The sequence below is a fragment of the Gelidibacter japonicus genome (assembly GCF_010725055.1).
Lineage (GTDB): Bacteria > Bacteroidota > Bacteroidia > Flavobacteriales > Flavobacteriaceae > Gelidibacter > Gelidibacter japonicus.
Map to the genome: position 1 here is coordinate 57,623 of NZ_BJKB01000003.1, position 20,270 is coordinate 77,892.

Sequence of the window (20,270 nt, forward strand, 5' to 3'; positions counted from 1 at the left end):
GCGGGATCCAAACCCCTGTCTGCCGATAGGCAGGCAAAACTTAAAAATTGGTGCTCCTGGCACTTAAATTAAAGATTGTTCAATGGACTATTTTATGAATAAAATCTCTAACAAACTATTGATGTTCTGGATACCTTTTGTACTCCTTTTTGTTAGCTGTAATACTGCCGTAAAAAAGCAAGATCATCGGTCCCTTATAAGTAAATCAGAGGTTATACTTGCTGATGATCCTCTGCTGGATACCATTCAAAAACAGACCTTCAATTACTTTTGGGAAGGAGCCGAACCCAACTCTGGCTTGGCAAGAGAACGTCTCCATATGGATGACGTTTATCCTACCAGTCCTAAAAACACGGTAACTACAGGGGGTTCTGGATTTGGATTTATGGCGCTTTTGGTAGGGATTAAAAAGGGATATATTTCAAGAGAAGATGCTGTAAATAGATTCATTAAAATGGTGGACTTTCTTGAAAAGGCCGATCGCTTCCACGGCGCTTGGCCTCATTGGCTTAATGGCGAAACTGGCAAAGTACTGCCTTTTAGCAAAAAGGATGATGGAGGCGACTTGGTGGAAACTGCCTTATTGATTCAGGGCATGCTCACCGTTAGAGAGTATTTTAAAGACGGTAATGTCAAAGAAAAACAACTCGCCAATAAAATTGACCAACTTTGGAGAGAAGTGGAGTGGGATTGGTACACCAAAGGCGAGAACGTCCTGTATTGGCACTGGTCTCCCAACTATCATTGGGACATGGATTTCCCTATTGGTGGCTATAATGAATGTCTGATTATGTACGTACTTGCTGCAGCCTCACCGACGCATCCAATTTCTAAAGAAGTTTATGATCAGGGTTGGGCTTTGAATGGCAACATCGTATCTAAGGATTCTTTGTATGGCATCCCATTGGTGTTAAATTATTATGAAAACGATGACGCTGATATTGGTCCCTTATTTTGGGCGCATTATTCCTATTTGGGTTTGAATCCGAAAGGGTTGAAAGATCAATATGCCGATTATTGGCAATTGGTTCAAAACCATGCCAAGATTCACCATGCTTATGCTGTGGATAACCCAAAGAACTTTAAATTTTATGGAGATAGCTTATGGGGCATGACTTCCAGTTATTCCATTAATGGTTATAACGCTCATAGACCGGGAGATGATTTAGGTGTTATTTCACCTACCGCAGCCTTAGCGTCCATCCCTTACACTCCTGAAGAGAGCATGAAAATGCTTCATTATTTATATGAAAAACAAGATTCTCTTATCGGTAAATATGGACCTTATGATGCGTTTAGTTTAGATAAGAAATGGTACGTTAAGCGCTATCTGGCCATTGATCAGGGACCTATTCCCATCATGATTGAAAACTATCGATCAGGAATGCTTTGGGACTTGTTTATGCAAAATAAAGATGTTCAACATGGACTTGAGAAACTCGGATTCACTTTTAAAAATAAAATAAACTAAGATTTCATGAAAAAAATATACGGCTTTCTTTTAATTGCATTTATAACCTTTGCCTGTTCTAAAAGTTCACCTTCAGAACCCTTTAATCCACATCCTGTTGATGATGGACCAGTTCTTATCGATCCGTTGACCGATGTGGAGATGATGGATTTGGTGCAACGCGAAACTTTCAAATACTTTTGGGATTACGCAGAGTCAAATTCTAAAGCAGCAAGAGAACGTTATATTCCAAGTAACCCTTCCCAAGATCAACATGTGGTGACTTCAGGAGGAACTGGTTTTGGCTTGATGGCTATTTTGGTGGGTATTGAAAGAGGCTATATAACAAGAGCTGAAGCGGTGACAAGATTACAAACGCTTTTGACATTTTTAGAAAATGCTGACCGATTTCATGGAGCATGGTCACATTGGATCAATGGTACTAATGGAAGCACCATCCCGTTTAGCAACCAGGACAATGGTGGTGATTTGGTTGAAACATCCTTTGTGGCTCAAGGACTGATCTGTATCAAAGAATATTTTAAAAACGGCTCTCCAACAGAGGTGGAATTGGCCAATAAAGCAGATTCACTATGGAAAGGGGTTGAATGGGATTGGTACACAAAAAATGAAAACGTACTGTACTGGCATTGGAGTCCCAATTATGCCTTTGCCATGGATCTGAAAATTCAAGGTTATAATGAATGCCTGGTAACTTATGTTATGGCCGCCGCATCACCGGATTATTCCATTTCTCCTGATGTTTATACACAAGGTTGGGCAAGCAATGGTACTATTGAGTCTTCAAATGTGCAATATGGTTTACCACTAATTTTAAAACATGCCGGTTCACCTCAGTTTGGAGGCCCAATGTTTTTTAGCCACTATTCATTTTTGGGTTTGAACCCGATGAATTTAGTGGACCAGTATGCCAATTATAAAGATGTTGTGACCAATCACGCTAAAATCAATTATCAATATGCGGTTCAAAATCCGCAGAACTTTGAAGGTTACGGAATGGATTGCTGGGGGTTATCAGCAAGCTATTCCCGAAATACGGATGGATCCTTAGGTTATTCGGCACATAGTCCAGTAAACGATAAAGGTGTTATTTCACCTACGGCAGCTATTAGTTCTATCGCCTATACACCTACGGAATCTTTACGCGCCATGCATTATTTCTATCAGAACAAAGATAAATTATTGGGAAAGGCCGGATTTTACGATGCGTTCAGCCCTGAATATAATTTTTGGGTCGCTCAGGCTTATCTGGCTATTGATCAAGGCCCTCAGATCATTATGATTGAAAATCACAGAACGGGTTTGTTATGGAACTTATTCATGCAGAATGAAGATGTCCGTAACGGACTTGATAAACTTGGGTTTACCTATTAATAACTAAAGTTTTTAACTTTTTGGAGAACTTAAATGATTAAATAAATGAGCTTAAACTTTAAAAATATAATTTTTATAGTTGCGATACTTCTTTTAAATACTATAAAGATATCGGCGCAACATCAAGACCATTATCTCCAAGAACAATTTGTTTGTGGAAATGACACCTTAAACTATCGGATATTGATGCCTAAAAATTTTGAATCTCCCAATCAATTTCCGGTTATTTTGTTTCTTCATGGTGCTGGCGAAAGAGGCAGTGACAACTCACGGCAATTAATTCATGGCAGTGAATTGTTTTATAAAATGAAGGATTCCTTTCCTGCAATCGTCATCTTTCCACAATGTCCGCAAAACGATTATTGGGCAAATGCTACAATTGATCGAAACACAAAACCCCTTTCGTTAAGTTTCCCATTGGATAGCGCTCCAACCAAATCTATGACCTTAGTTATGCAATTACTGGACGAAATGCTGACCAAGCCCTATGTCAAAAAAGACCAGGTTTATGTTGGTGGACTTTCGATGGGCGGTATGGGGACTTTCGAAATCCTTTACAGAAAACCTGAAGTTTTTGCGGCGGCCTTCGCCATTTGTGGTGCAGGAAATCCTGAGGCTACAAAAGCTTATGCCAAAACCGTCCCGATGTGGATTTTTCACGGTGCCAACGATGATGTGGTCTCACCGCAGGAATCTGTGGATATGGTTTCCGGAATTTTAAAATATGGAGGGAAGCCTAATTTTTCGCTTTTTGCCAAAGACAATCACAACAGTTGGGATTCGGCATTTGCTGAACCAGAACTGATGCCTTGGTTATTTTCTAACTCTAAATCTAAATAATGAAATTACAATCTTTTAACTCCGTTTTTTTTAGCATCCTGCTTATCGGCTTGTTTTCCTGCAATACCTATCAGGCACAAACCCAAGTGAAACCTCAAAAATCCATTGAACAGAAAGTAGATTCGATTCTGAAATTGATGACTTTGGAAGAAAAACTGGGTCAGCTCAATTTGCCTTCTGCTGGAGATATCACAACGGGTCAAGCCACAAGTTCCGACATCGGAAAAAAAATTGAAGAAGGTAAAGTGGGCGGATTATTCAATATTAAAACGGTCCAAAAAATCAAAGAAGTCCAAAAAGTGGCCATGGAAAAAAGCAGATTGAAAATTCCGTTATTATTTGGCATGGATGTGATTCATGGTTACGAAACGACATTTCCAATTCCTTTGGGATTATCAAGTTCTTGGGATATGCCCATGATCGAAAAGACCGCGCGTATTGCAGCTATTGAAGCCAGTGCCGATGGCATCAACTGGACCTTTTCACCTATGGTTGATCTGTCTCGTGATGCGCGATGGGGTCGCGTTTCTGAGGGGTCTGGAGAAGATGTTTACTTGGGCAGCCAAATCGCAATAGCCATGGTTAAAGGGTATCAAGGTACAGATTTGACCGACAACAAGACTATCATGGCCTGTGTGAAACATTTCGCATTATATGGTGCTTCAGAGGCTGGACGCGATTATAACACCGTCGATATGAGCCGGATCAAAATGTACAACGATTTCTTACCCCCTTACAAAGCAGCGATTGATGCTGGTGTGGGTTCAGTGATGGCATCATTTAATGAAATTGATGGGATTCCTGCCACAGGAAATAAATGGTTGATGACCGATTTACTACGCACCGATTGGGGATTTGACGGATTTGTGGTAACCGATTATACTGGCATCAATGAAATGGTTGATCACGGAATGGGGGATCTTCAGGCGGTTTCCGCAATGGCAATTAACGCTGGAATTGATATGGACATGGTTGGTGAAGGCTTATTGACGACCTTGGAAAAATCGTATAAGGAAGGTAAAGTTTCTATGGAAACAATTGATACAGCAGTGAAACGCATGCTTACGGCTAAATATGAATTGGGCCTTTTTGATGATCCTTATAAATATTGCGATGTCAACCGAGCAAAAACAGAAATCTTTACTGATGAGCACCGTGCATTCGCCAGAAAAGTATCGGCGGAATCGATGGTATTGTTGAAAAACGACAATCAAACCTTACCCTTAAAAAAATCAAGAACTATTGCATTAGTTGGACCTTTAGCCAATAATGCGGTGAATATGGCAGGCACATGGTCTGTGGCCACCAAACAAGAAAAATCCATTCCGTTGTTGGAAGGCTTGAAAATCGTGGTCGGTGATAAAGCTAAAATTTTATACGCCAAAGGCAGTAATCTTGCTGAGGATTTGGAGTACGAAAAACGCGTCACCATGTTTGGAAAGGACATTCCTCGTGACGGACGTACAGACAAGCAAATGCTTGATGAAGCTTTGGAAATCGCCTCCAAATCGGATGTGATTATTGCGGCTTTGGGCGAATCGGCTGAAATGAGTGGTGAAAGCAGTAGCCGAACCAATCTTGACATTCCGCAAATTCAAAAGGATCTGTTGCAAGCACTTTTAAAAACAGGAAAGCCTGTCGTTTTGGTCATGTTTACCGGTCGTCCCTTGACCATTGAAGAAGAGGTGGAAACCGTTCCGGCCATTTTGAATGTATGGTTTCCTGGAAGTGAAGCTGGTTTGGCAATTTCTGATGTCTTGTTTGGCGATGTGAATCCTTCAGGAAAATTAACGGCGACGTTTCCACGGAATGTGGGACAGATCCCTATTTACTATAACCATAAAAACACCGGACGTCCATTAAACAATAAAGAAGGCGTTTTTGAGAAATTCAGATCCAATTATCTGGATGTCCGCAATGAGCCATTATTTCCTTTTGGATATGGATTGAGCTATACCACCTTTGACTATTCGAACTTAAAATTGAGCACCAATCAAATCGACATGAATGGTACTATTTATGTTTCCGTGGATGTTAAGAATTCAGGGAATTATGATGGGAAGGAAGTCGTTCAGCTCTACATCAGAGATTTGGTGGGGTCAGTGACGCGTCCGGTGAAGGAATTAAAAGGCTTCGAAAAAGTGGAAATCAAAAAAGGCGAAACTAAAACAATAAGATTCAACCTGACTGTTGAAGATTTAAAATTCTACAATTCCAATTTGGATTTTGTAGCGGAACCCGGACAGTTTGAAGTTTTTGTGGGCACCAATTCTGACACCACTATGAAAACTGGATTTGAGTTGAAAAATTAAGGTTAAAAAGAGACCTCACAATCCTGAGAGCTATCGGGATGAATCTGTGAGGTCTAATCATGTTAGCTATGAATAAATTATTTGTAATATTATTTTGTTTCGTGTTTACTTGCGTCAACGCACAGCAACTGCAGTCCCCATCAAAGGACATTGTGGTTGATTTCTCGTTGGATGACCAGGGGGAACCAACGTATCAAATTATGTATAAAGGGAAAGAAGTCCTCAAACCAAGTAAAATGGGGGTTCTGTTGAAGGATGGAAATACATTGAACAAAAACTTCAGGATCCTTGATGTTGAAACCAGCACATTTGACGAGAATTGGACGCCAGTTTTAGGTGAGGAAGCAGTGATAAGAAACCATTACAACCAAATGACCGTGCATTTGGAACAAAAGGAATCTGATCAGAAAATGGACATTGTTTTCAAGGTGTATGATGAAGGGGTTGCTTTCAGATATGAGTTTCCATTTGAAAATAAAGCCCACTATTTTATTATTTCGGACGAGACTACCGAATTTAATCTAACGGGCAATCACAAGACGTTTTGGCTTCCCGGGGATTATGATAGTCAGGAATACAATTATAACGAAACCAAATTTTCGGATATTGATATTTCTAAAATTGATCGAAACAACGGAATCGCCTTGCAAAGTGTGGAAAGCAATTATAGGGTGCAGACCCCTTTAATGCTGAAATCAGACGACAATTTATACCTCAATATTTTTGAAGCAGCAGTCAATAATTACCCTGTAATGCATTTGGATGTCGATACTGAAAATTACACGTTGACCTCCAATTTGGTTCCTAATGCCATTGGGGACAAGGCTTATCTTAGAACGCCGTCAACAACACCTTGGCGCACCTTTATGGTCAGTGATGATGCTCGGGATATTGTGGGTTCCAAAATGATTCTGAATTTGAACGAACCCAATAAAATTGAAGATACCTCATGGATCAAGCCTATGAAATACATAGGTATTTGGTGGGAAATGCATGTGGGGATAGCTACTTGGGATTATGCGGGCAGTCAAAACGCACAGAATTCCTTAACCAAGGAGCTGTTGCCTTCCGGAAAACATGGTGCCACAACGGAAAACACCAAACGTTATATCGATTTTGCCGCAAAACATGGTTTTGATGGCGTGTTGGTAGAAGGTTGGAACGTAGGATGGGAAGATTGGTTTGGAAATTGGAAAGAAGATGTTTTCGATTTCCTGACTCCGTATCCCGATTTTGATATTGAGGAAGTCCATAGATATGCCAAATCAAAAGGTGTAAAAATGATTATGCACCATGAAACGTCGGGATCGGTTGGCAATTATGAACGGCATTTGGACCGCGCTATGGATTTGATGAAAAAATACGATTATCCGGCGGTCAAAACGGGTTATGTGGGTCGAATAATCCCTCGGGGCGAATATCATGACGGACAAGCCATGGTCAATCACTTTAATTTTGTGGCCGAACGTATGGCAGATAATCAGTTGATGGTCAATTCACACGAAAGCACACGTCCAACGGGCTACCACAGAACCTATCCAAATTATATTGCCGCAGAAGCCGCACGTGGGAATGAGTTCAATGCATGGAGCAATGGAAATCTACCTTCCCACGAAACCGTTTTGCCTTTTACAAGATTGCTGGGTGGTCCTATGGATTATACCCCGGGAATTTTTGAAATCAAAATGAGTGCTTACGACCCCACTAAAACCGAACAGGTTCATACCACCTTGGCCAAACAATTAGCCTTGTACGTTACGCTGTATTCACCACTGCAAATGGCAGCCGATTTGCCGGAGAATTATGAAAAGCATTTGGATGCCTTCCAATTTATAAAAGATGTGCCGTTAGATTGGAAAACCTCCAAATATCTCGAGGCTGAACCGGGTGATTACCTCACGGTGGTTAGAAAGGATAAAAACTCCGAAAACTGGTTCTTGGGGGCGATAACCGATGAATATCCGAGGAAAACAGAAATTCCATTGGATTTCCTGTCGCCAAACCAGACCTATAAAGCCACTATTTATCAGGACGGAAAGGATGCGCACTGGGAGAAAAACCCAAAAAGTTATACGATCAAAACAGAAACGGTAACCAATAAATCCAAACTCAAATTGACTTTGGCTGCGGGTGGTGGAACGGCCATTAGTTTTATGGCCATAAACTAACTTCAAGCACCATGCTTTGAAGATGTGAAGACTCAGTGAAAATTGAATCAATTATAAAGAGATGATGAAATTCGTTAAAAATAATATGTTGAGGCTCATAACATCAATAGGTATGTTGATCGTCTTTAATGCACATTCACAACAAAAAACCTATTGTAACCCCATCAATATTGATTATGGTTATACTCCTTTTGACCGATTTGCATCGCAAGGGAAACACCGGGCTACTGCAGATCCTGTCATTGTAAATTTTCAGGAAAAGTTGTTCCTGTTTTCCACCAATCAAGAAGGCTATTGGTACAGTGACAATATGCTCGATTGGACCTTTGTGCCACGAAAGTTTCTTGTGGACGATACTTATAAACACGATTTAAATGCCCCGGCCGCATGGGCAATGAAAGACACCTTATACGTGTATGGCTCCACTTGGAAATCAGATTTCCCTATTTGGAAAAGCACCAATCCCACCATTGACGATTGGGAAATTGCTGTGGATACTCTCAAAGTAGGGGCTTGGGATCCAGCATTTCATTATGATGAAGACACTGATGATTTGTATCTTTATTGGGGTTCCAGCAATGTTTGGCCGCTCTTGGGCACCAAGATCAACACCAAAACCATGCAGTCTGAAGGCTTTGTAAAACCTATTTTACAATTAAATCCGGAAGACCACGGCTGGGAACGTTTTGGAGAATATAATGACAATGTGTTCTTGCAGCCCTTTTTGGAAGGCGCATGGGTCACCAAACACAACGGTTTATATTACATGCAATATGGTGCCCCGGGAACGGAATTCAGTGGCTATGCCGATGGGGTTTATGTGAGTAAAAATCCGTTGGAAGGTTATGAATACCAAGCACACAATCCATTTTCATACAAGCCGGGCGGTTTTGCCAGTGGCGCTGGACATGGTGCCACCTTCCATGATAATTTTGATAATTATTGGCATGTATCGACCATAGCGATTTCCACAAAAAATAATTTTGAACGACGCTTGGGAATATGGCCTGCAGGTTTTGATCAGGATGATGTCATGTATTGCAACACAGCCTACGGCGATTATCCGACGTATTTGCCGGAATATGGTCAGGATAGGGATTTCACGAAAGATATGTTTGCAGGTTGGATGTTGCTCAACTATCAAAAACCTGTCCTTTCTTCTTCAACCTTAGGAGCTTATCATCCCAACTTCGTGGTGGATGAGGATATCAAAACCTATTGGAGTGCCAAAACCGGAGATAAAGGCGAGTGGTTTCAAACCGACCTGGGTGAAGTGTCCACCGTCAATGCCATTCAAATTAATTATGCCGATCAAGATGCCAAGTTTTTAGGAAAGACCTTGGGTAAATTCCATCAGTATAAAATCTACGGTTCCAATGACGGTAAAAAATGGACGGTGATTGTAGATAAGAGTAAAAACAAAACAGATGTGCCTCACGATTATATCGAATTGGCAAATCCTGTGAAAGCACGCTATTTAAAACTCGAAAACTGGTACATGCCCACAGGGAAGTTTGCCTTAAGTGGATTCAGGGTATTTGGAAAGGGAACTGGAGAAAAGCCAAAAGCCGTCGAACGATTTGTCGCTTTGCGTGCCACGCCTAAAAAATATGGCGAACGCAGAAGTATTTGGTTCAAATGGCAACAAAATCAGATGGCAGATGGGTATGTAATATACTGGGGCAAATCACCCGATAAACTCTACGGAAGCATCATGGTATATGGTAAGAATGACTATTATTTTACGGGAGCAGATCGCGTGGATCCGTACTATTTTCAAATAGAGGCATTCAACAATAACGGGATTTCTGAACGCACTGAAATTATAAAGGCTGAATAAAACAAAATCTATGAGAGCACGTCATTTTTTAATCGCAAGTTTTATCTTTTTCGGATGTCTATGGACTTTGAGTGCGCAAAACGCGCCTTCCAAATATGAAGCCAAAATAGATTCGTTGATGAATCTGATGACTTTGGAAGAAAAAATAGGTCAGACTGTAATGTACGGCGGGGGCTGGGCCAAAACAGGTCCCTTTGTCAATACGGATTATGAAAAATACATCAGGGAAGGTAGCGTAGGGGCGATGCTGAATGTTTATACCGCTAAGGCCACTCGTGATCTGCAGAAAATTGCTGTAGAAAACACCCGTTTGGGGATTCCACTGTTGTTTGGTTATGATGTGATTCATGGCCATCGGACCATATTTCCAATCAATCTCGCATTGTCAGGAAGTTGGGATCCTGAGCTTGTTGAACTTACCTCACGCATCGCCGCTGAAGAAGCTTCGGCAGAAGGATTGCACTGGACTTTTGCTCCCATGTTGGACATTGCAAGAGATCCGCGTTGGGGAAGGATTTCAGAGGGTGCAGGAGAAGACGTTTATCTGACGAATGTCTTGGCAAAGTCTTATGTAAAAGGTTTTCAGGGCGATGATTTGTCAAAGAACAACACCATTCTTGCCTGTGCCAAGCATTTTGTGGGTTATGGCGCTGCACAAGCCGGTCGTGACTATCATACGGTCAGTATGGGAGAAGATGAATTGCGCAACGTGTATTTACCGCCATTTAAAGCAGCGGTCGACGCTGGAGTGGAAACCTTTATGACCGCTTTTAATGAGTTGAACGGTATTCCTGCAACCGGAAATAAATTTATTTTTCGCGACATTCTTCGCAATGAATGGGATTTTAAAGGCTTTGTCGTATCCGATTATACGGCCATTAATGAACTAATTCCACATGGTTTCGCAAAAGACAGCTTGGATGCTGCACGTTTGGCAATGCTTGCCGGTGTGGATATGGATATGATGGGACATGTGTATCGTAAGAATTTAAAGAAATTAATTGAAGAGGGTGAGGTTAGTGAGGACTTGGTCAACGAATCCTGTCGGAAAATTTTATCGGCAAAATTCAAATTGGGATTGTTTGAGGATCCTTATCGTTATTCTGACGAAAAACGCCAACAGGAAACCATCTATAAACCTCAATTTTTAAAAGCCGCCCGTGATGCTGCGGCAGCTTCTTCGGTATTGTTAAAAAACGATGGAAATGCATTACCACTGGAAAAGTCGGCTACCATTGCCTTGATCGGTCCCTTGGCAAAGGATGAATATCACATCAACGGAAATTGGGGTGGTGCTGGAGATAGAAAAGGGAAGTCGGTGAGTATTTATGAAGGTCTTCAGGAGTATTTAAAGGACAGTCAAATGTTATATGCAAAGGGATGCGAATTGGAAAAGGATGACGAAAGTGGCTTTCAAGAAGCTATTGATGTCGCCAAAAAAGCGGATGTGGTGCTTCTCGTGATGGGCGAAAGTTACCATATGAGCGGCGAGGCAGCATCGCGAACTGACATTAGAATCCCTGGGATCCAACCAAAACTGATCAAGAAAATTCGGGAGGCAGTTCCCAATAAAAAAATTGTTTTGCTCTTAATGAATGGAAGACCTTTGGATCTTTCCGAAGAAATAGGACAAGTGGATGCTATTTTGGAAGCTTGGTACCCCGGAACCATGGGAGGTAGTGGGGTTACCGACGTCTTGTTTGGGGTTTATAATCCATCGGCGAAGTTGACGGTGACGTTTCCACGTAATGTTGGCCAGATTCCAATTTATTACAATATGAAAAACACGGGGCGTCCCATCCCGGAATCCAATCCGAAGCAAGATTATAAGTCCAATTATATCGATTCGCCGAACACCCCATTATTCGTTTTCGGACACGGACTGAGCTATACCACATTTCAATACTCTGAGCTTACCCTGTCGTCAACACATATCGGATTTAATGACACACTTACAGCAACGGTAAGCATTACCAATACCGGGAATTACGACGGCCATGAAGTTGTCCAGCTTTATATACACGATAAGGTAGGAAGCATTACGAGGCCAGTGAAGGAACTCAAAGGTTTCCAAAAGATCTTTCTTAAAAAGGGAGAAAGTAAAATCGTAACGTTTAATATATCGGTTGAAGATTTGAAATTTTACAATAATAACATGGAATATGTGGCTGAAGCAGGAGAATTTGAAATTGCCATTGCGCCAAGTTCTGATTTTAAATTTAAACATTTATTTACCCTTGAATAACCCTTAATTTAATACTAAATAGCAGATCATTATGAAAAAACAATTACTCATATTACTTATGTTGATGACCTCTATAAGCTTTGCACAGCAATATGCATTTATAGATTTCGGAAACTCATCCACCACCACGCCTGGGAATTGGAACAACGTAGTCACCACCATGCAAAACCAGACGGGCGTCATTGTCAACCTGATTGATTCCAATGGGAGCGCTACAGGAGTGACTCTCGAACTCACTGACTCTTTTGATGCCATCAATACCAATGGAACCACGTCACCTAATAGCGCATTGCCTTTTCCGGCATCGGCTACAAGGGATAATTTTTTTGGAGCGACCAGTGCAGGTTTTAACGGAAACATCACCCTTACCGGGGGTTTTACCTTAACTGGCTTGGACCCTTCAAAGTATTATTCATTTATAGTGTTCAGTTCCAGAACGGGAGTGAGCGATAATCGTGAAACACTTTATACCGTAACTGGTGCAACAACTGCTGCTGAAGGTTTAAATGCCTCTAATAATACCTCAAATACTGCTGATATTTTAAATATTCAATCTACAGCAGGTGGTGAAATCACGTTTGAAGCCAAACCGGGACCTAATAACAACAATTCTTTTGGATTTTTCTATTTGGGTGCACTTCAATTGATTATTAGTGATTCGCCCATCGGAGACACCACTCCAGACCCCACATTGACCTTGACCTATCCTAATGGCGGTCATCTATGGGAAGTAGGTAAAACCGTTAGGGTGAAATGGTCAAGCATTGCGGTGACCGATATGTTGATCGAATTTTCATCAGATAATGGCGCTAATTGGTCTACAATAGCCACAGCTCCAGCGTCACCTCAGTATTATGACATGGTGGTTCCCAACACGATTTCCTCATCTTGTCTAATTAGAATTTCAGGAGAAGGCTTGACCGATACAAGTAATGCTAGCTTTGAAACCATACCCAATGAAGGCATGGTTTATCGGATTGTCATCCTCGGTTCCTCAACCGCAGCAGGTGTTGGGCCATCAGACGGCAATAATGCCTGGGCCACCAAATACCGCAACTATCTTACTGAAATGGATACGCGTTATGATATTGTCAATTTAGCTGTGGGTGGCTATGCTACCTACAATATTTTACCAACGGGCACACCAATTCCATCTGGAGTAAGTAGAACAATTGATACACAAAGGAATATTACAAAGGCTATTGAATTGGTTCCAGGAGGTGTCATTATTAATATGCCTTCCAATGATGCTGCAAGTGGGTATCCTGTTGCAGATCAAGTGGCAAACTACAATCTCATCAGCGCCGTGACCACGAGTGAGGAAGTGCCATTATGGGTCACCACGCCACAGCCTCGAAATTTTGGGAGTAATACAACAAATCTGAATATTCAAACCCAAATGGTGACCGAGACCAACACGATGTTTGGTGATTTTGCCATCGATTTTTGGACTGGGTTTCCTATTGCCAATAATAACGGCATCCTTCCACAGTATGATTCTGGGGATGGTATCCATTTTAATGACGCTGCACATCAGATTTTATTTGATAGAGTTATTGCCAAAGGCGTACACCTGGCAGTAAAGGCAAAGGCGGATGCGTTAAGTGTGGAGGATCATGTTACGGCAGATTTCATAGTGTTTCCAAATCCAGTGACTACAACGGCTACCATTAAGTTCACACAGACACTTTCCCAAGAAGTCACAATCTCATTGATGGATATGTTGGGTAAAGAAATTTACCGAAAAACACAGACCCCTGTAAACAATACCATGTCTTTTTCGAGAGATCAGATTGAATCAGGATTTTATATCCTAAAAATTAATAGTGCGAGTAAAATTATTACAAAAAGAATATTAATCAACTAAAAACAAAAACAATGAAAAAAATTACACAAACATTAGCAATATTATGTATTGCTACATTTACAATGACGGTACAATCGCAGCAGGTTTTCCTTTTCGATTTGAACCACAACAATTCGGAACTTAACCGGACAGAGGGTAACTGGAATAATCATTTGGCAAGTGCTATGACTACAGACATCAGCAACTTTATCAATGATCAAGGTGTGGCTTCAACCTATTCTTTTGGAGTAACAGATGACTTTGTTTCGGCCAACAACAATGGAACAACCTCTCCCGATCCTAGTATTGGTTTTCCTGCTACGGCAACAATTGACTCCTATTATGTCCAGAATGGAAGTAACGAAACAGGAGCTTTTACCTTTTCGGGTTTGAATACTTCCATGTATTATCAATTTGAAATATTTGCTTCGCGGGTAGGTGTAACTGATAATCGTCAGGCTCAATATACCGCAACTGGTGCCAATACCGGAATTGCTTATTTGGACGGTGGAAACAATACCGCCAATACGACGACTATCGTCAATATCCAGCCTGACGCGACTGGAAATATTGTATTAGCACTTCAAAAGGGACCTGAAAACACGAACGGCTCCGGCTTTTGTTATATTGGAGCTATCAAAATGACGGAAACTACAGAGCTTTCAACTCCTGATTTCTCATTGGAGGCCAATGTCACTGTTTCTCCAAATCCAGTAACCGAATCATTTTTAGTTCGCTTTAATATGAATAGCACTGCAAAAGTTTCCATTGCCCTTTATGATACTGCAGGCAAAATGGTCACATCTATTTTTAATGATAAGGTTTCAGCTGGTATATTTAACCATACTTGGAATAGAACTTCAGGGGAAGGCGAGACAATTGCCGCGGGACTTTACATTTTGGAAATCAACGCAGGTGATCATAAAATGAGCAAGAAATTAATTTTGAAATAGTACAACTTAATTTAAAACATGATCATATGAAGCCACATATAACATATCAAATTAGAAATTTGCTGATCCTGTTTTGTGTGGCTTTTTCTTATCAATTGAGCGCCCAAAAATCCATCATAAATTCCGGGTGGCAATTCACCTTGGATACCACAAAAACCAATTGGCAAACGATCAATATTCCGCACACATGGAATAAAAATGATGCTTTTGACGACGACCCCGGGTATTTAAGAGGTTTGGGTTTTTATCAAAAACAAGTATATGTTCCTATCGAGAAAAAAGAATTAATACATTATCTCCGTTTTAAAGGCGTCAACCAAGAAGCCAATGTCTATGTGAATGGCCATTTTGTCGGCAATCATAAAGGGGGTTATACAGCCTTTAATTTTAATATTACAGAGTTCTTGAAATTTGGGGATTATAATCTTATTGAAGTAAAGGTTGACAATTCGTATAATGCGAATATCCCACCCTTGGACATCGACTTTACAATTTATGGCGGTATTTATAGAGATGTGGAATGGATTGCAATACCAAAGCAACATCTCACTTTAAATGATTTTGCATCTGAAGGCTTTTATGTGGATTACCCTAATGTTTCCAAAGAAAAAGCCAGTGTAGAAGTAACGGTTTTTTTGGACAATTTTGATGTGAAATCGGCTACAAATCAACTCGAATTAAGTATTTCAGATGCCGATGGAAAAATCATCCGTACTGAAACTAAAAAAATAAAAATCAACGCCAACACCACCGAAAAACTGAAGATACATTTTCCAGAAATCCGTAATCCAAATTTATGGTCGCCTGAACATCCGTACCTCTATCAGTTGCAAATTGTGTTAAAAGATAAGAATGGAACTATTTTAGAAGAAAAATCATCGCATGTTGCATTCCGTTGGGTCAGTGTCGATCCAAATAAAGGCTTGATCCTTAACGGAGAACCTTACAAACTAATTGGAGTTAATAGACATCAGGATTACGAAGGCTATGGAAGTGCCGTACCGATGCAGCTTCAGGAAAATGACATTTATCTGATAAAAAATATGGGATCCAATGTGATTCGTTTTGCACATTATCCACAAGCTCAGGAACTCTATAAGTTATGCGATGAACTTGGACTTCTGGTATGGTCAGAAATCCCAGTTGTCAATAAAGTGACCAACACGCCTGAATTTTTTGAAACCAGCCTGACCATGCAGGAAGAACATCTCAAACAGTATTATAATTTTCCTTCTGTGGTGATGTTTGGGTATATGAACGAGATTTTTCTTCGTTTGGTTTTTGATAGAACATCTACTGACCAAGAAAAAGAGGATGCTAAAGTGTATAGCTATGAACTTGCAAAACAGTTGGAGGATTTCACAAGGAAAATGGCGCCCAACCGATTGACAGTGATGGCACTGCACTTCAATGAAGTCTATAACGACACTAAAATCGCCGATTTGTCCATGCTGATTGGATGGAATCTCTACTTTGGATGGTATAACGACACCATTCCTGATTTGGGCATATTTTTGGATGACCAACACAAACGTTTTCCAAACCGCTCCATCATGATATCAGAATATGGTCCCGGGGCGGATGTCAATATTTCGAGTACCACCCCAAAAAAGTACGATTATACCCAAGAATATCAATTGATCCTGCATAAAAGCTATTATGATCAAGTCATGGCGCGCGATTTTGTGGTCGGTATGACCGCTTGGAATTTTGCCGACTTCGGTTCAGAGTTTAGAGGAGAGACCATCCCGCATGTCAATCAAAAAGGATTGGTGCAATACAATCGGGAGCCAAAGGATGTCTATTATTGGTACAAATCAGTTCTGAATACAAAAGAGCCTCTTCTACACATTGCTTTAAATCCAGAACACCCTTTGAGTTTAATCGATGAAGACCAGCGAACCGTATCGATTTTTTCAAATGAAAAGAAGGCGGAAGTTTTTTTGAATGGCGAATTGATTGATGCTGTTACTTTTATTGACGGACTGGCTACAGCGGCTATTCCATTTATAAATGGTGAAAATGAATTGAAAGTAATTTCAGATTCACAAGAAGAGACCAAAACGGTTCAAGTATTCAAAACAGATAATTTGAAAACAGCGCATTTCAAAAGATTTGGAATCAACCTTGGATCTCATTTCAGTTTTTACGATAAAGAGAATGATGTCACCTTCGTTCCAGATAGGCCGTATTCTGAAAATCTTTACGGCCATTTTGACGGAACACCCTATAACATTACCAAAGATAAAAATCAAGGCATTCCCAATAATATTAAAAACACAGAAAAAGAAGGGATTTTTCAAACCATGCTTGAAGGTTGTACAAGCTACAAAGTAGATGTTCCGGATGGCCAATATCAGGTCACTTTGTTTTTTGTAGAACCACAAATAAAAAGTAACATTGAGATGATTTTTAATTTAACCGTCGAAAAAGCATTGTCCAATGAAGACTCAAAAAGACAACGTGTTTTTGATGTTTTTATAAATGACAACTTGATTGAAAGCCGTTTTAATATGGCGAAAACTTTCCCAGATAAATATGGTGTAACCCTCACGAGTATTGTAAATATCAGAAACAACGAAGGTTTAAGCATAAACCTCAAACCCATTGAAGGGAAGACGGTCCTTAGTGGAGTTTTGATTGAAAAGAAAGATTAACGAATGAAGAAAATAATTTATTACCTATTGCTATGTAGTTTCAATTTTGGATTTTCCCAATCAAATGTCACTACCTATACTTATGCCATAAAAGGATTGGACACCTTAAAAATGGATGTCTATACACCAAAAAAAATGAAAAAAAATGATTCCGTCCCAGTCTTATTGTGGATGCATGGTGGCGGATTTGTTGGCGGTAGTAGAAGTTATCCAAGTGAAGTGAAATTGGCTGAATTGGCTGCAGAGAAAGGGTATTTAGGTATTTCCATCTCCTATCGATTGACCAGAAAAGGCCAACCGACAGGCTTTGGATGTGATTGTCCAAAAGCCGATAAACTGCTGACCTTTAAAAATGCAGCAATCGACTTTCTGGACGCTGCAAAATTTATTTATGAGAATAGGGCTCTGCTTGGAGCTGACACCACTAAAATTATCGCTGGTGGAAGTAGTGCTGGTGCAGAAGGCATGCTCAACGCGGTTTATATGCGGGAGTATTTTATTGACGATTTAAAAAATTATCAAAAAATCAAATTCGCTGGCGTCTTTTCTTTAGCTGGAGCCATGGTCAATGCGGATTATGTTTCAAAAGACAATGCGCTGCCTTCGGTGTTTTTTCACGGGACAGCGGATAATTTAGTGCCTTTTGCAAGTGCGCCGCATCATCTTTGTAAACCGGAAAAGAAAGGCTATATCATGCTGGATGGCTCGTCAACCATAGTCGATAGATTGTTGGAATTGGAAATGCCCTATTATTTCTACAAAGTGATTGGAGGCAAACATGAATTGTCAAATATCCCGTTTGACCAATTGGATGAGGTCTTCGAATTTTTCAACAACACCATCTTTAAAAGAGAAGTCATACAAACTGTTAGAATAATTAAGAAAACATGAAAAAGTTAGCATGTTATTTATTGATCCTTGTCATTTTTCAATCGTGCAAGACCAAACCGGAAGTTGCTGCCGAAACGCAACCACAACAAAGACCGAACATTATTTATATCATGGCTGATGACCATGCTACCCAAGCCATTAGTGCTTATGGACATCCCATTAGCAAATTGGCACCTACACCCAATATTGACCGTATCGCAGAGGAAGGTGCTATTTTTATGAATAATTTCTGTACGAATTCCATCTGTGGGCCGAGCCGCGCCGTAATTCTTACCGGAAAACACAGTCATATTAACGGTTTTAGAATGAACGGCAACAAGTTTGATGGCGACCAACCCACCTTTCCAAAGATGCTACAAAAAGCGGGATACAATACTGCACTCATCGGAAAATGGCATCTGTACGGGAATCCTCAAGGGTTTGACCATTGGAATATTTTAACCGATCAAGGCAATTATTACAACCCGGATTTTATCGCCATAAATGAAACCACCCAAAAGGTGGATACCACAAGGATTGAGGGCTATGCCACAGACATTATCACTGAAGATGCCATAAGATATCTGGATAAGGTAAAAGACAGCAAACAGCCCTTTCTCTTAATGGTACAGCACAAAGCGCCCCATCGCAATTGGATGCCAGCACTCAGACATTTGAACAAATATGATGATGTCAAGTTCCCATTGCCAGATACATATTTTACCGACCATGAAGGTTCTATCGCCTCAAAAGAACAATACCAAACCATTTATAGAGACATGTATGAAGGTCACGACTTAAAAATGACCGTTGCAAAAGGAAGTAATGAATTGGCACACAATCCGTGGAAAACGGATTTTGAAAGGATGACCAAAGAGCAACGCGCCATTTGGGACCAAGCCTACGGACCAAAAAATGACGCTATGCACGATGCCAATTATAACGAAGAGGAATTGGCACTCTGGAAAGCACAACGTTATTTGCAGGATTATTTGGCCACCATAGCGTCGGTTGATGAAGGTGTTGGTAAAATTCTCGATTATTTAAAAACCAACGGTTTGGAAGAAAATACCATCATCATTTACACCACCGATCAAGGTTTTTATTTAGGTGAAAAGGGTTGGTTTGATAAGCGGTTTATGTATGAAGAATCGTTGGCGATGCCTATGGTCATGAGATATCCCACAGTGATCAAGCCCGGCACTAAAATTACGGCATTGACCCAAAACCTCGATTTTGCCGAAACCTTTTTAGATTTTGCCCAAGCAGAGATTCCAGCCGATATGCAAGGCAAATCATTGAAACCATTATTGACAAAAAAAGCCAATGATGCCGATTTTAGAGATGCCATATACTATCATTACTACGATTTTCCGGCTTTCCACATGGTCAAAAAAATGTACGGAGTGCGTACCAATCGCTATAAATTAATCCATGTATATGATGATGTAGATCAATGGGAACTCTATGATCTGCAAACAGACCCTAAAGAAATAAACAACCTCATTGATGATGATTCTTATACTGATATTGAAAGGGAATTGCGAAATAAACTTGGAGCTTTGCAAGAGAAATACTTAGTAACGGATAAAGAATTTGAAAAAGCGAGTCCAGAATCCATTCAACGCAGTTATAAAAACTTTGAGCGCTTGAGAGGACAACCCATGGAAGCTTACAAACACTAAAATTTATAT

General features: G+C 40.4%; 12 protein-coding genes. All 12 read left to right on the forward strand.

Annotation, left to right across the window (positions count from 1 at the left end):
- Nucleotides 1-94 precede the first annotated feature (94 nt).
- The 12 genes from G6N06_RS04170 (at nt 95) to G6N06_RS04225 (ending at nt 20,261) form a co-directional block, all read left to right on the forward strand.
- On the forward strand, nt 95-1,471 hold the full coding sequence (locus G6N06_RS04170) for a glucoamylase family protein (protein ID WP_240337969.1): 1,377 nt from the start codon (nt 95-97) through the stop codon (nt 1,469-1,471).
- Between the two features lie 6 nt (nt 1,472-1,477).
- The gene (locus G6N06_RS04175) at nt 1,478-2,845 is read left to right on the forward strand and encodes a glucoamylase family protein (protein ID WP_163514813.1); all 1,368 of its coding nucleotides are present in this window, start codon (nt 1,478-1,480) and stop codon (nt 2,843-2,845) included.
- A gap of 45 nt (nt 2,846-2,890) precedes the next feature.
- On the forward strand, nt 2,891-3,685 hold the full coding sequence (locus tag G6N06_RS04180; RefSeq protein ID WP_163514814.1) for a carboxylesterase family protein: 795 nt from the start codon (nt 2,891-2,893) through the stop codon (nt 3,683-3,685).
- Nucleotides 3,685-5,997, forward strand: a complete 2,313-nt coding sequence (bglX, locus tag G6N06_RS04185) for a beta-glucosidase BglX (protein WP_163514815.1) — start codon at nt 3,685-3,687, stop codon at nt 5,995-5,997. Before G6N06_RS04180 ends, bglX begins: the two co-directional genes overlap by 1 nt.
- Nucleotides 5,998-6,065: 68 nt before the next feature.
- Nucleotides 6,066-8,165: a glycoside hydrolase family 97 protein gene (locus G6N06_RS04190; RefSeq protein WP_163514816.1), complete on the forward strand. Its 2,100-nt coding sequence runs from the start codon at nt 6,066-6,068 to the stop codon at nt 8,163-8,165.
- A gap of 85 nt (nt 8,166-8,250) precedes the next feature.
- Nucleotides 8,251-10,005, forward strand: a complete 1,755-nt coding sequence (locus G6N06_RS04195; RefSeq protein ID WP_163515049.1) for a discoidin domain-containing protein — start codon at nt 8,251-8,253, stop codon at nt 10,003-10,005.
- A 10-nt stretch (nt 10,006-10,015) separates the two neighbouring features.
- Nucleotides 10,016-12,250 (forward strand): glycoside hydrolase family 3 N-terminal domain-containing protein, encoded by a 2,235-nt coding sequence (locus tag G6N06_RS04200; RefSeq protein ID WP_163514817.1) that lies wholly within the window; start codon nt 10,016-10,018, stop codon nt 12,248-12,250.
- A gap of 31 nt (nt 12,251-12,281) precedes the next feature.
- The gene (locus G6N06_RS04205; protein ID WP_163514818.1) at nt 12,282-14,117 is read left to right on the forward strand and encodes an SGNH/GDSL hydrolase family protein; all 1,836 of its coding nucleotides are present in this window, start codon (nt 12,282-12,284) and stop codon (nt 14,115-14,117) included.
- A gap of 11 nt (nt 14,118-14,128) precedes the next feature.
- Nucleotides 14,129-15,049 carry a T9SS type A sorting domain-containing protein gene (locus G6N06_RS04210; protein ID WP_163514819.1) on the forward strand — a complete coding sequence of 307 codons (921 nt, stop codon included), beginning with the start codon at nt 14,129-14,131 and terminating at the stop codon, nt 15,047-15,049.
- A 26-nt stretch (nt 15,050-15,075) separates the two neighbouring features.
- Nucleotides 15,076-17,706 (forward strand): glycoside hydrolase family 2 TIM barrel-domain containing protein, encoded by a 2,631-nt coding sequence (locus G6N06_RS04215; protein WP_163514820.1) that lies wholly within the window; start codon nt 15,076-15,078, stop codon nt 17,704-17,706.
- 3 nt (nt 17,707-17,709) lie between these two features.
- Complete coding sequence (locus G6N06_RS04220) at nt 17,710-18,597, forward strand: alpha/beta hydrolase (protein ID WP_163514821.1); 888 nt, start codon at nt 17,710-17,712, stop codon at nt 18,595-18,597.
- A complete protein-coding gene (locus G6N06_RS04225) occupies nt 18,594-20,261 on the forward strand; it encodes a sulfatase family protein (RefSeq protein WP_163514822.1) in 1,668 nt (555 codons plus the stop codon). The genes G6N06_RS04220 and G6N06_RS04225 overlap by 4 nt, the downstream gene beginning before the upstream one ends.
- Nucleotides 20,262-20,270 lie beyond the last annotated feature (9 nt).